Here is a 13,404-nt window from a genome sequence, read left to right on the forward strand (position 1 = left end):
ATGCTCCTGGGGCTGTACTCACTTGCCGCCTTCCTGCAAGCTGAAATACTTAGGGGAAAGCTGTGAGATAAAAAACCGGTGCAATAAGACACCGGTTTTTTTAATTGCGGTACAGCACCTTGATGATGTGATAACCAAACTGGGTGTGCAGCGGGCCGGTCGGCTCCAGCACCGGGCAGGAGAAGACGACTTTATCAAACGCCGGCACCATCTGGCCCTGGCGGAATTCACCTAAATCACCGCCGCGTTTGCCTGACGGGCAGATCGAGTGCTTCTTCGCCAGTTTACCGAAATCGGCGCCGTTTTTAATTTGCTCCAGAAGATCCAGTGCCAGCTGCTCTTCTTTAACCAGGATATGCAGTGCTGCTGCCGTTTTTGCCATGATCGTACCTTGATGGAATAGGAGATGAATCAGGGCGCAATAGTAGCATGGGCTAGCGGCGATACAGCACCTTAATGATGTGGTAGCCGAATTTGGTTTTGACCGGTCCGTAAGGCTTTAGCAGCGGGCAGCTGAAGACCGCCTTATCGAACGGCCCGACCATAACGCCTTGATTAAACTCCCCGAGATCGCCGCCGTTGCGTCCGGATGGGCACTTTGAATAGCGTTTTGCCAGATGATCGAAGCTCACGCCACGTTCCAGTTTGGCGAGGATCTCTTGCGCCAGCTTCTCTTCTTTTACCAGGATATGCAGGGCTGCTGCGCTCTTTGCCATTATTTTGCTCTCATGTCTCAAAGATATCCCGTTACTTTACCATCCGCTTTGGTCGCGGACCTATACTCTTCGCCATCGCGGGACAGGTGTCTCGCCTGATAGACGGAAGCGGGAGATGGGCAACACTTTTCTTCGGCGTTTTCCTTCTGGCCGGGGACAGCCGTCCTGTCCTTATCGTCGTGGAGCGAGATAACATGGATACAATGAAAAAACCTGAATTTTCAGTCGGCTGGCTTTCCGGGCTGAGCGAGATTGTGCGCGATCCGCTGCTCTATGAATTACTGAAATATTGTCCTCTGGAGATCATGCGGCGCTGGCGCTTCGAAGACATTCCGCGCGGTGATTTTATCTGCCGACAGGGGGAAGTGTGCCAGCGTTTTTCGCTGATTATCGCCGGTGAGGTGGACGTTTTCTATGAGGCTGAAGACGGGCGCCGCTACCGTCAGGCCCGCTACCGTAAAGGCGACATGGTGGGCGAACTCGAGATCTTTGAGTCGCGTCATTACATCTGCTCGGTGGTGGCGGTGGACCATGTGCAACTCCTGAGCCTGTCGCAGGAACATTTCTGCCGCTGGCTGGCGCTGGATAACCACTTTAACCAGCGAATGCTGCGCTTCTTTAGCCAGCAATATTATCAGCTGTCGAAAAAGGCCAGCAGCGACAATCTCTACTCGCTGCATCAGCGGGTGTGTCAGGCGCTATGGCTGCGTTATCAACAGGATGGCGCGAATGAAATCTTGCTGGATAAGCAGAATCTCAGTCAGGAGTTCGCGGCGACGACCCGCAGCATTAACCGTATTTTGCATGATCTGAAAGCGCTACAGATTATTGATACCGATGGTGAACGCATTGTGTTGTTAGCTCCTGAAAAACTGAAGCAGGAGGCTGATATCGGATAACCGCAAGAGTAAGGAGGCGGGAGAATGTCGCTGCAACCCCATATCCAGTTAAGCAAAGAGATGACCGGCGCGCGGTACGCGCTGCTGCCGGGCGACCCGCAGCGGGTCGACCGCATCGTCAATTTTCTTGATAATCCACAGCTGCTCGGTCAGAACCGGGAGTTTCGCGCCGCGCGCGGCTGGTATCAGGGCATCGAGATTTTGGTGCTCTCCACCGGCATCGGCGGACCCTCCACGGCGATCGCCATTGAAGAACTGCGCCAGATTGGCGTAACAACCCTGATTCGTATCGGCAGCTGCGGCGCATTGCAGGATAATCTTGCGCTCGGCGATGTGATTATCGCTCACGCTGCGGTGATGGATGATGGTACCAGCCGAACCTATGCGCCGGCGGGCTATCCGGCCTGCGCCGACCCGCTGCTGACCTGGGAACTGGTGGCGCAGGCGCGGCAAATGAACATCCCCGCCGCGTGCGGGCTGGTGCGCAGCCACGACAGTTTCTATACCGATCGTGAGGCGGAACTGGATGCGCAGTGGTCGGCGCGAGGCGTTCTGGGCGCGGATATGGAGAGCGCCGCTCTGATGACTATCGGCGCGCTGCGCGGCCTACGTACGGCATCATTACTCAACGTGGTTGTTGCCCACAACGGTTGCCTGGATAGCAGCATCAATGATTATGTCCAGCAGGAGGCGCTGTGCCAGCAGGGCGAAGAACGGCAAATTACCCTGGCGCTGCGCGCCATTTATTCCGCTAGCCAGCAAGGAGGTTTGTGATGGACTTTTTTAGCATTAACAATGTGATGGTCAACATTCCCCTCGGCGAAGGCGGCTATGCGCTATCGTGGATTGAGGCTATCGGTACCGTATTCGGCCTGCTGTGCATCTGGTGCGCCAGCCGGGAAAAAATCATCAACTATCTGTTTGGCCTGATTAACGTCACGCTGTTTGCGGCGATCTTTTTCCAGATCCAGCTCTATGCCAGCCTGCTGCTGCAGGTCTTTTTCTTCGCTGCCAATATTTACGGCTGGTACGCGTGGAGCCGGCAAAACGAGGCGCAGGAGGCCGCGCTCAAGGTACGCTGGCTTTCCCGTCAGCAAACGCTGGCGCTGGGCGGCGTCTGCGCGGTGGCGATTGTGCTGATGACGCTGTTTATCGATCCGGTTTTCGCGACGCTCACTCGTATCATGATTGCTCTGCTGCAAACGTTCGGTATGCAGGTCGCGATGCCCGACCTCCAGCCCGACGCCTTCCCGTTCTGGGATTCCACCATGCTGGTGTTGTCGATTGCCGCCATGGTGCTGATGACGCGTAAATTCGTCGAAAACTGGCTGCTGTGGGTGGTTATCGACGTGATTAGCGTGGTTATCTACGCGGTACAGGGCGTTTACGCCATGTCGCTTGAGTATGTCCTGCTGACGGCGATCGCGGTAATGGGCTCATACAGCTGGATCAAAAGCGCACAGCGTAACGGCTATACGCCGCTTGCCGCGGCCGCATCCTGATTGACCGATTTCCAGGCTGCCTGAATGGGCAGCCTGTTGCTCTCTGTGCCCCTCTTTCTGCTACAATCCCCACCCCGTTCGAAGATTGAGCAAAAGACTCCCATGCGTTTAAATCCTGGCCAACAACAAGCCGTCGAATTCGTTACCGGACCGTGCCTGGTGCTGGCGGGTGCCGGTTCCGGTAAGACCCGCGTGATTACCAATAAAATCGCCCACCTGATCCGCGGCTGCGGCTATCAGGCGCGTCATATCGCGGCGGTCACCTTTACCAACAAGGCGGCGCGCGAAATGAAAGAGCGCGTCGGGCAAACGCTGGGACGCAAAGAGGCGCGCGGCCTGATGATTTCCACCTTCCACACGCTGGGGCTGGATATCATCAAACGCGAATACGCCGCGTTAGGGATGAAATCAAACTTCTCGCTGTTCGACGATACCGACCAGGTGGCGCTGTTAAAAGAGCTCACCGAAGGGCTGATCGAAGACGATAAAGTGGTGCTTCAGCAGCTGATCTCGACGATCTCCAACTGGAAAAACGATCTGAAAACCCCTGTCCAGGCCGCCGCTGGCGCGAAAGGGGAGCGGGATCGGATCTTTGCTCACTGCTACGGGCTGTACGACGCGCATATGAAAGCCTGTAACGTACTCGACTTCGATGATCTGATCCTGCTGCCGACCCTGCTGCTGCAGCGTAACGAAGAGGTGCGGGAGCGCTGGCAGAATAAGATTCGCTATCTGCTGGTGGATGAATACCAGGATACCAACACCAGCCAGTACGAGCTGGTGAAACTGCTGGTGGGACAGCGGGCGCGCTTTACCGTGGTCGGCGATGACGATCAGTCGATCTACTCCTGGCGCGGCGCGCGGCCGCAGAACCTGGTCCTGCTAAGCCAGGATTTCCCGGCGCTGCAGGTGATCAAGCTGGAGCAAAACTACCGTTCTTCCGGGCGCATCCTGAAGGCGGCTAACATCCTGATTGCCAATAACCCACACGTTTTCGAGAAGCGTCTGTTTTCCGAACTGGGCTATGGCGTAGAGCTGAAGGTGCTCTCTGCCAATAACGAAGACCATGAGGCGGAGCGCGTTGCCGGTGAACTCATCGCGCATCACTTTATTAATAAAACCGCCTATAAGGACTACGCGATCCTGTATCGTGGCAACCATCAGTCGCGGGTTTTCGAAAAGATGCTGATGCAAAACCGCATTCCGTACAAAATTTCCGGCGGCACGTCGTTCTTTTCCCGCCCGGAAATTAAAGACCTGCTGGCCTATCTGCGCGTGCTGACTAATCCCGATGATGACAGCGCTTTCATGCGCATCGTCAATACGCCAAAGCGTGAAATCGGTTCGGCGACGCTGAAAAAGCTGGGTGAATGGGCGATGGGGCGCAATAAAAGCATGTTTACCGCCAGCTTCGATATGGGCCTGACCCAGACCCTGAACGGACGCGGCTATGAGTCTTTGACCCGCTTTACCCACTGGCTGCGGGAGATCCAGCAGCTTTCAGAGCGTGAACCGATTGCCGCCGTCCGCGATCTGATCCGCGGCGTGGATTATGAATCCTGGCTCTATGAGACCTCGCCCAGCCCGAAAGCCGCCGAAATGCGGATGAAAAACGTCAATACGCTGTTCACGTGGATGACCGAAATGCTCGAAGGCAGCGAGATCGATGAACCGATGACGCTCACTCAGGTCGTTACCCGCTTTACCCTGCGCGATATGATGGAGCGCGGCGAGTCGGATGAGGAGACGGATCAGGTGCAGCTGATGACGCTTCACGCGTCAAAGGGGCTGGAGTTCCCCTACGTCTACCTGGTTGGTATGGAAGAGGGGCTGCTGCCGCACCAGAGCAGCATTGATGAAGACAACGTCGATGAAGAGCGCCGTCTTGCCTACGTGGGTATCACTCGCGCGCAGAAAGAGCTGACTTTTACCCTGTGCAAAGAGCGCCGTCAGTACGGCGAGCTGGTGCGACCGGAGCCGAGCCGTTTCCTGCTGGAACTGCCGCAGGACGACCTGATTTGGGAGCAGGAGCGCAAAGTGATTTCGCCGGAAGAGCGCATGCATAAAGGCCAGGCGAACGTCGCCAACATCCGGGCGATGCTGGCGAAAGCGCGTAAATAGCGGCTAGCGGCTGTTTTGCTGTTGAATCTGGAACTGACGTAGCGCTTTGCGATCGGGTGCGCCGTCTGAACCGGGTTGACTGACGACAATGGCCGCCACTTCATTGCCCAGCCGCGTTGCCTGCTGCAGATCCATCCCGCAGGCCAGCCCGGCGATCGTACCGGCACAGTGGCTGTCTCCTGCGGCAATCGTGTCGTGGACCTTCACGCGGCAGGCCGGAATATGCTGCGGTGCTGCGTCAGGTTCAACCACCCATGCGCCATCCTTATCAAACCGACAGATCGCCCGAATATGCCAGTCGCTGGCGAGCCGTGAGGCGGCATCAAGGGTCGCGCTATCCAAATCGTATAAACGCGCGCAAAGCACGCTGAGTTCATCGCGATTCAGGGTGAGCAGGGGGCGTTTGCGCAGCAGCGCCTGGATAAAGTGAATATCCAGGTCGCACAGACGCGGGCCAAAATCGACGAACAGCGTTTTATCTTCCGTCTGGGCAAGGATCCACTGGCGCAGCGCTTCGCTGGCCAGTTCGTATCCCGAGACGTAAATAATCGCCTCCTTCGGCAGCGGTATTTGCGCTAATAGTTCATCAGTCCAGTGCTGTTCGCAGCCCTCAATGGTGATAAACGTCCGCTCTTTGCTGGCTTCGACAAGAGCCAGACACCAGCCGTTATCGTGGGTGGGATGGCGCAAGAGGACGGGCAAGTTTTCCAGCGCCATTTTTTGCGCAACGGCCTGCCCCCAGTCGCCATTGCCTATCGGTATGGCGTTAATGGGAAACAGTTCGAGGCGCGAGAGCGCGCGGGCGACGTTGAACGCGCAGCCACCAATCTGCCGTCCGCCGTCGCGGGCGGAGATATCGCCACCGCTTTGCGGCAGCGCATCGAGATGGAGAATAATGTCGCCAAAAGCGGCGCCGATAACCACGATCGGCCGCTGAGGCGATAGCAGGTCAGCGCTGATTGTCACGGCAGGCCCCCTTTCTCATTCCGAAGGCGAGATACAGCGCCAGGCTCAGAATAAAAGAGACGAATAACCCGAGGCTGGAGTCCGCGAAAATACCGACCGCGAAAGGTCCGTCGATAAAACCGGTTTTAGAGACCATCAATCCTGCCAGCGCACCGACAATCCAGCAGCCCAGTGCGGTACGGTTTGCGCCACTCTCCCTGAATAAATCAGCTTCAGGATATCCGGCACGGCGGCGCAGCCGATAAAAATCGACCATAAAGATGGCGGCCCAGGCGGCCAGAAATACGCCGCAGAAAATCAAAAACGCGATGAACGGCCCGAGAAAATCTTTCGAGACAAACAGCACGTAGAGGGCAATCCCCAGCACCAGCACGGCGTCGAGGGCCACGGCGGAACGCTGCTGTAGCTTAATCCCCATGCTTAACAGGTTAAGGCTGGCGGAATAGAGGCTCAACACGGCGATGGTCACGACTCCGGCGGTAGCCGCGGCCAGATAGGGGATTGCCATCCACGAAGGCAGCAGTTTACCGATCGCTGAAATGGGGTTCTCGCTGGAGGCCAGATCGGGGATCTGCGCGGTAAGCAGTATTCCGGTGAGCATCAGCAACAGCAGGGGGAGGGCGGCGCCGCTGACCACGGCGAGAAAAATAGGTTTTTCCCCGGAGTCAGGGCGCTGATCGCGGCTATAGTCGGCGCCGGCGATAGCCCAACTGATGCCGGTGCCCGCGGCAATAATAGACACGGCCGGCAGAAAGCCGGTCAGCCAGCTGCCTGAAGGCAGCGCGAGGATGGCCTGCCAGTCCGCGGTGAAGAGTAAATAGATCACCACCAGCAGCGTCATGGCGCCAAAGATCCGGGTGATCCATTTTTGCATCATCAGCACGGCGTTTTGCCCGAGCACGCTGACCAGTACGGTCAGCCCGCCAAACAAGAAAAGCGACAGCGCGGTGGTGGTCAGACTCTCTTCAAAACCCATGGCGGCAAACAGCGCGACGAGGGTGAGCGTGCCGGTAATGATATTGACCGCTTCCCAGCCCATCAAATTCACCCAACAGAAGCTGGTGGGGGCGATATTACCGCGTTTGCCAAAAATGACGCGGGAGAGGGTTAGCGTCGTCGTACGACCAATTTTCCCGGCGATGCTGGTGATGCCGACCAGCGCAAAGGAGGCGACGCCCGCCACGGCGGCCAGAATCGCCTGCCAGAATGAGAGGCCGAACGACACAATCACCGCGCCGTAAACGACGCCAAGAATGCCAATATTCGCGGCGCACCAGACGAAAAACAGCTGGACCGGTTTCTGGGTCTGGTGGACCGGGGGGACCAGACCGATTCCTAATTCTGCCATTCCGGGATCTGTCGCCTGGATATTTCCATCGTATGAAGCTTTGCTGTCCATAGTGATACCCTCTGTGAATTATGCGAAGCGGTAGCCTGCAAGCCGCTGTGCGTAAGGCGCGAAGTCGATGCTGTTGGCCTGCTTAATCCGTTGTATATGTTCTTCAGGAAAAGCCTCTATGCCATGAAGCGCGCCGCAGATGGCGGTGGCCATCGCGCCAATGGTGTCGGTGTCGCCACCTAAATTGGCTGCCAGCATAGCGCATTTCATAGGCTGCGTTTTTGCCAGCTCAACCAGAGCAATCGCTGCGGGGACGGACTCGATAATATCCATACCGGCGCCGATGTCCTCATAAATCCGTTCAATACCCGTCAGATGGTCAGTCTCCCCGGCGATCGTTTCCAGCGCCAGGTGGATACGGTTTCCCAGTAGTGGACTAAAAGTGGACTCATAATGGCGCTGCGTCTCATTAGCGAGCGACGCCAGCTCCGTTTTGATTAACGGCCATTCGGCCCCTTCAATGGCGCGGCCGATCGCCCATGCAATGACCACCGCGCCGGCGATAGCGATGTCTGATTTATGCGTCGGCAGGCAGGATAGCCGCACTTGCTCAATGAAAAACGTTCTGTCCCCGGTGGGCAGTAGACAGCCCATCGGCGCCACGCGCATTGCCGCGCCGTTGGTTACGCCGTTGGCCGCGATCTCCTCCAGCGGCTGCCCCTGTTCAAGCGCGATCAGGGAAGCCTTCGAGGTCGGGCCAAGAATATTTTTTTCAAAGGCCTGACAGCGTCTGGCCCACAGCAGAATATGCCTGGCGATGACCAGTGGATCGGTCACGCCGTTGGTTTCATTCAGGGCATCCATGAGTGCGATGCACTGATGGGTATCATCGGTGAACTCAGCGGCGCGAAATTCGCAGGCCGCAATATTCTCTTTCGGTCCGGGGAGGAAGCGCTCAATCCAGCCAAAATGGTTGATAATTCGGCGCTTAGGCCACAGTTCGGAAGGCATACCCATCGCATCACCGATGGCTTGCCCATAAAGGCAGCCGAGGATGCGGCTTTCGGTGGTATAGGTAGGGCGAATATCAGACATCATCGGCTCCCTGGAAGAAATGAATAAAAGTTATACTAAAAGTAGATCCAGATTAAGTCCAGTTAAAGTCCTTTGTGGCCATGCTGTGATCGAAGACGCATTATGAAAGAAAAGTGAGAAGCTAAAAAAGGGTGGGAGACGTTATAAGGGGGCTATTGATTCCAGTATGGATCCACTATGATAAATCCACTGCCACTGAATTCCGGAAGACTACGACATTATGCCGCAATCGCTGCTTGAGTATATAAAAGGGCGTCTGAATGCAGAGGCTCCCGCGCCGCTTTATATTCAACTTAAACAAGCTATTGAAGCGGCAATGACCGAGCGGTTGCTGACGCACGGCAGCATCCTGCCTTCCGAACGCAAAATGTCGCAGACGCTTGAGCTATCGCGCGTGACGGTCGTAAAGGCGCTTGATGCGCTGCTGGAGGCCGGGCTGGTTATTAAACGCCACGGAAAAGGGACCGAGGTGAATCTGCCGGTAAGCTATAACCTTGCCAGCGGCGGATTTTCTGCCCAGCTACAAAATTCAGGCACGGTGTCCAACCGATGGCTGGTGAGGGAAAAGCTGGCGGCGGATGATTTTCTGGCCCGTGAGCTGGAGATCGCGGTCGGCGATCGGGTGGCGAAAATCAAACGCGTCCGTCTGGTCGATGCCCTCCCGGTGTCTATCGAAACCATGTTTATCCCCGAGCGTTTCTTACCCCGCCCGGATCTACTTGAAGGTTCGCTGTACGCGCACTGGGCGGAAAATGATATTTATCCCGATCTTCAGGATTACTCACTGACGGTGCATATTCCTTCGGCGGAAGAGCTGAATTTGCTCGACCTGCCGCAAGGCGTGCCATTGATGAAAATTACGCTGAAAAGCCGCAATGCTCAGGGAGAGGTGCTTGAGTACGGAACCGCATTCTGCCTGAGCAATTACTTTAATTTTGATTTCAGAGTGAAGCTGCAATAAGCGCAGTCGGCCAGTTATTTTGGCATGGTCGGTGTATTAAACCCGCCATCGCTTTATGCGAGAGCGGATCATATCCGACTACTGCTCGTTAAGCCGCAGCGGCCAGTGAACGTAGCTCTGCCACTGGCACTCCTGTTCGACCATTTCCCGGCCCAGCGGATGATTCTCCAGCCAGCCCTTCGGCAGCGTTAACGTCAAATTTTCATCTTCGGCAGCCAGCGTTAGCATCGGCAGCAGATCGTCGCGTCGGCGGCTGGCAAACAGAATCGCCAGACGCAGCAGACGGCACATATGCTCCGCGACTCTCGGAGGCACCGCGTTTTGTTGATGAATGGATGAAAGGTCGACGGCGTTGGTTTGGTTTAAGAGCAGCGTCGCCAGCAGCTTCTTTTGTGCGGGGGTAAAGCCGGGCAGGTCAAGATTGCGCACCAGCCAGGCGGCGTGCAGGGGGGCCTGCTTGTACTCCACGCTCAGACCAATTTCATGCAGCTGGCAGGCACTTTGCAGCAAATCGAAGCATAGTGGCTCAATTTCCCAGCTGTTTTCCACCTGATGAACAAAATGGGCGGCCAGTTGGGCAACGCGCTGTGCCTGTTCGGTATCAACCAGAAACCGGCGCTGAATATTGCGTAAGGTACGACTGCGAATATCCTGATCGATCGACAGGTGCAGCATGCCGTAGACCAGACCTTCACGCAGCGCGCCGCCGGCGAGCGTCATACACTGAATATTCAGCTCGCTGAAGATGGCCATAAGAATCGCCAGGCCGCTGGGAAAGACGAGCGCCCGTTCAAGCGTCAGGCCTTCGATCTCCAGCTCCTCCAGACGACCGCACTGAATGGCGCGCTGTTTGAGCTGCTGTAGCTTGGCTAAGGTGATGCGTTCATCCATCCCCTGCGCCATCATGATTTCCTGTAACGCCTGAACCGTACCGGATGCCCCGACGCACACTTTCCAGCCGTGATAGCGCAGCACATCGGCGACGGGACGCAAAACTTCACGCGCGGCGGTTTCGGCCTGGTCAAAGTTCTCTTTGGTCAGGCTGCGATCGGCAAAGTAGCGTTCCAGCCAGGTCACGCAGCCCATGGACAGGCTGAAAAGCGAGGTGGTTTGCGCGCCGGTACCGGTAACCAGTTCGGTGCTGGCGCCGCCAATATCCACGACCAGACGCTGATCTGCGCCGCCTGTTGTATGCGCAACGCCCTGATAAATCAGGCGCGCTTCCTCTTCACCGCTGATAACCTGAACCGCGCAGCCGAGGATTTCCCGCGCTTTCTCCAGAAACTCACCGGCGTTAACCGCCAGGCGCAGCGTCGCTGTGGCGACCACGCGGATTTGCGTCGGGGGGATATCCTGCAAACGCTCGGCAAACAGGCGTAAACATTGCCAGCCGCGCTCCATGGCTTCTGCCGAGAGCGTATTGTCGCCGCTGAGGCCAGCGGCCAGACGGACTTTGCGTTTGATACGGCTCAGGGTCTGGATGCTTCCGGCAACCTCGCGTACAACCAACATATGAAAGCTATTGGAGCCAAGATCGATAGCGGCATAGAGCGAGGTGGAGCTCATACACTTCATCCTTCAAGTTGCCTCTGTGTTGGCTGCGTTCTCTTACCCGAATCACTTACCAGCGTCAGCTCGCCGCGATTCGCTTTCCGGCGGCCTTGATGCAACTTGAATGATTTTGTGTATGGCATAGTGCTTTAACCTGAACGACGACGATTACGTGGCGGACCGTTACGACGCGGGCCGTTGCCCGGGCGCGGGCGCGTAAGACGTAGTGGTCTGGGCAGTTCAGTCATCAGCGCGTCCGAATTGTATTTGCTGACCGGAATTGAATGACCGATATAGGTTTCAATTGCCGGCAGATTCAGCGCGTACTCTTCACAGGCCAGACTGATGGAGTGACCGCTGGCGCCAGCGCGGCCGGTACGGCCAATACGGTGAACGTAGTCTTCGCAATCGTCCGGCAGGTCGTAGTTAAAGACGTGCGTAACGGCCGGAATATGTAGACCGCGGGCGGCAACGTCTGTTGCGACCAGAATGTCGATATCGCCGCGGGTAAATTCATCGAGAATGCGCAGGCGTTTTTTCTGCGCGACGTCGCCGGTTAACAGACCAACGCGATGGCCGTCCGCCGCCAGGTGACCCCAGATATCTTCACAACGATGTTTGGTGTTGGCGAAAATAATCGCGCGATCCGGCCACTCTTCTTCCAGCAGCGTCTGCAGCAGGCGCATTTTTTCTTCGTTGGAAGGATAGAACAGCTCTTCTTTAATACGGTGGCCCGTTTTCTGCTCAGGCTCAACTTCGACGTACTCGGCGTTGTTCATTTGTTCGAACGCCAGTTCACGGACGCGATAAGAAAGGGTGGCAGAGAACAGCATGTTCAGGCGCTGATTCGCTGGCGGCATACGGCGGAACAGCCAACGGATATCTTTAATAAAGCCGAGATCGTACATGCGATCGGCTTCGTCAAGCACGACAACCTGAATGGCGCCGAGGTTAATATGGTTCTGTTTGGCGTAGTCGATAAGGCGACCGGTGGTACCGATCAGAATATCCACGCCGCTTTCCAGCACTTTCAGCTGCTTATCATAGCCGTCGCCGCCGTAAGCCAGGCCGAGTTTCAGACCGGTAGCCTGCGCCAGCGGTTCGGCGTCAGCGTGGATCTGTACCGCCAGTTCACGCGTTGGCGCCATGATCAGCGCGCGCGGCTGGTTGACCTGGCGGTCAGCGATCGCCGGGTGAGTGAGAAGATAATGAAACGTTGACGTCAGAAACGCCATCGTTTTACCGGTACCGGTTTGCGCCTGCCCGGCGACATCGCGACCTTCCAGCGTAAGCGGGAGGGCGAGTGCCTGAATGGGTGTACAATTATGAAACCCTTTCTTTTCAAGGGCTTCAATCACTGCCGAGTGCAGGGCGAAGTCGGAAAACTTCTGTTCTGTTAAATGTGTTTTGCTCATAGTGTGGTAGAATATCAGCTAACTATTGCATTAAGAAAGCGTATCCGGTGAAATAACGTCAACCTTTCGTTGGCTATGTATGAAATTATTCAAGGTGCGTCTGCGGCAACTGAACGAATCTTCGAAAGCTTAGACTACTAAGCGAGGCGAGGGTGACAAATCTGCGATAAGCCGGTTTGAACGCTGGTTGCTTTATCTTTTGCGGGGCAAAGTTCATGATGGGCATTGTGATGCAGAGAGATAAAAGAGGCATTCTGAAGAACAGCGTGCATAACGTAGCATCGACACGTCGTTGATGGCCGCGACACCAACACACCAGGCTTATTCCTGTGGAGTTAAATATGAGCGATAAAATTATTCACCTGACTGACGACAGTTTTGACACGGACGTACTCAAGGCTGACGGGCTAACCCTCGTCGATTTCTGGGCAGAGTGGTGTGGTCCGTGCAAAATGATCGCCCCGATTCTGGATGAGATCGCTGAAGAGTATCAGGGCAAACTGACCATTGCGAAACTGAACATCGATCAGAACCCGGGTACTGCGCCGAAATACGGCATTCGCGGCATCCCGACCCTGCTGCTGTTCAAAAATGGCGAAGTGGCAGCGACCAAAGTTGGCGCGCTGTCCAAAGGCCAGCTGAAAGAGTTCCTCGACGCCAACCTGGCGTAAGCGGCTTGTTCTCCTGGCGTCCAGCGTCCAATTTTTTGCGGATCTCTGGACGCCCGGCGAGAGTCGTGCTAAGTTAATCTCAGACTTCGTTTTAAACATACCTTTGTTTGAATCTTGTTTTACCCAAAGCGTCCCGCAAAAATGCGCGTGAGGCTTATAATCCGGGCT

13 protein-coding genes are annotated in these 13,404 nt (G+C 56.1%); 6 read left to right on the plus strand and 7 right to left on the minus strand.

The window, feature by feature from the left end:
• Positions 1-100 precede the first annotated feature (100 nt).
• The gene (gene ppiC / locus HMPREF1144_RS11245; protein WP_004097481.1) at positions 101-382 is read right to left on the minus strand and encodes a peptidylprolyl isomerase PpiC; all 282 of its coding nucleotides are present in this window, start codon (positions 380-382) and stop codon (positions 101-103) included.
• A 52-nt stretch (positions 383-434) separates the two neighbouring features.
• Positions 435-716 carry a peptidylprolyl isomerase PpiC gene (gene ppiC, locus HMPREF1144_RS11250; protein ID WP_004127352.1) on the minus strand — a complete coding sequence of 94 codons (282 nt, stop codon included), beginning with the start codon at positions 714-716 and terminating at the stop codon, positions 435-437.
• A gap of 194 nt (positions 717-910) precedes the next feature.
• On the opposite strand from ppiC (HMPREF1144_RS11250), the gene HMPREF1144_RS11255 reads away from it, so the two are divergent.
• The 4 genes from HMPREF1144_RS11255 (at position 911) to rep (ending at position 5,238) form a co-directional block, all read left to right on the plus strand.
• On the plus strand, positions 911-1,615 hold the full coding sequence (locus HMPREF1144_RS11255; RefSeq protein ID WP_004097483.1) for a Crp/Fnr family transcriptional regulator: 705 nt from the start codon (positions 911-913) through the stop codon (positions 1,613-1,615).
• A 24-nt stretch (positions 1,616-1,639) separates the two neighbouring features.
• On the plus strand, positions 1,640-2,389 hold the full coding sequence (locus HMPREF1144_RS11260; RefSeq protein WP_004097486.1) for a nucleoside phosphorylase: 750 nt from the start codon (positions 1,640-1,642) through the stop codon (positions 2,387-2,389).
• Entirely contained in the window at positions 2,389-3,117 is a 729-nt protein-coding gene (pnuC, locus tag HMPREF1144_RS11265) for a nicotinamide riboside transporter PnuC (protein ID WP_004097491.1), read from the plus strand. Before HMPREF1144_RS11260 ends, pnuC begins: the two co-directional genes overlap by 1 nt.
• A gap of 102 nt (positions 3,118-3,219) precedes the next feature.
• Complete coding sequence (gene rep / locus HMPREF1144_RS11270) at positions 3,220-5,238, plus strand: DNA helicase Rep (RefSeq protein WP_009652864.1); 2,019 nt, start codon at positions 3,220-3,222, stop codon at positions 5,236-5,238.
• Positions 5,239-5,241: 3 nt separating this feature from the next.
• Here the strand turns inward: rep and HMPREF1144_RS11275 are convergent, their stop codons facing one another.
• From HMPREF1144_RS11275 to HMPREF1144_RS11285, 3 genes are read right to left on the minus strand one after another with little or no spacing between them, the layout of a single operon-like run.
• Positions 5,242-6,204, minus strand: coding sequence for a PfkB family carbohydrate kinase (locus HMPREF1144_RS11275; protein ID WP_004097494.1), 963 nt, complete (start codon positions 6,202-6,204; stop codon positions 5,242-5,244).
• Positions 6,188-7,603 carry a purine-cytosine permease family protein gene (locus tag HMPREF1144_RS11280; protein WP_004097496.1) on the minus strand — a complete coding sequence of 472 codons (1,416 nt, stop codon included), beginning with the start codon at positions 7,601-7,603 and terminating at the stop codon, positions 6,188-6,190. The genes HMPREF1144_RS11275 and HMPREF1144_RS11280 overlap by 17 nt, the downstream gene beginning before the upstream one ends.
• Before the next feature lie 18 nt (positions 7,604-7,621).
• Positions 7,622-8,638 (minus strand): ADP-ribosylglycohydrolase family protein, encoded by a 1,017-nt coding sequence (locus HMPREF1144_RS11285; RefSeq protein WP_042927554.1) that lies wholly within the window; start codon positions 8,636-8,638, stop codon positions 7,622-7,624.
• A 220-nt stretch (positions 8,639-8,858) separates the two neighbouring features.
• Here HMPREF1144_RS11285 and HMPREF1144_RS11290 point away from each other — a divergent pair, with 220 nt between their 5' ends.
• Entirely contained in the window at positions 8,859-9,599 is a 741-nt protein-coding gene (locus HMPREF1144_RS11290) for a GntR family transcriptional regulator (RefSeq protein WP_004097500.1), read from the plus strand.
• Positions 9,600-9,677: 78 nt separating this feature from the next.
• Here the strand turns inward: HMPREF1144_RS11290 and gppA are convergent, their stop codons facing one another.
• Positions 9,678-11,174 (minus strand): guanosine-5'-triphosphate,3'-diphosphate diphosphatase, encoded by a 1,497-nt coding sequence (gppA, locus tag HMPREF1144_RS11295; protein WP_162933681.1) that lies wholly within the window; start codon positions 11,172-11,174, stop codon positions 9,678-9,680.
• Between the two features lie 125 nt (positions 11,175-11,299).
• Positions 11,300-12,565 (minus strand): ATP-dependent RNA helicase RhlB, encoded by a 1,266-nt coding sequence (rhlB, locus tag HMPREF1144_RS11300; protein ID WP_004097504.1) that lies wholly within the window; start codon positions 12,563-12,565, stop codon positions 11,300-11,302.
• Positions 12,566-12,906: 341 nt separating this feature from the next.
• On the opposite strand from rhlB, the gene trxA reads away from it, so the two are divergent.
• The gene (gene trxA / locus HMPREF1144_RS11305; RefSeq protein ID WP_004097507.1) at positions 12,907-13,236 is read left to right on the plus strand and encodes a thioredoxin TrxA; all 330 of its coding nucleotides are present in this window, start codon (positions 12,907-12,909) and stop codon (positions 13,234-13,236) included.
• The last annotated feature ends 168 nt before the right edge of the window (positions 13,237-13,404 follow it).

Source organism: Klebsiella sp. OBRC7 (assembly GCF_000293135.1).
Classification (GTDB): domain Bacteria; phylum Pseudomonadota; class Gammaproteobacteria; order Enterobacterales; family Enterobacteriaceae; genus Klebsiella; species Klebsiella michiganensis.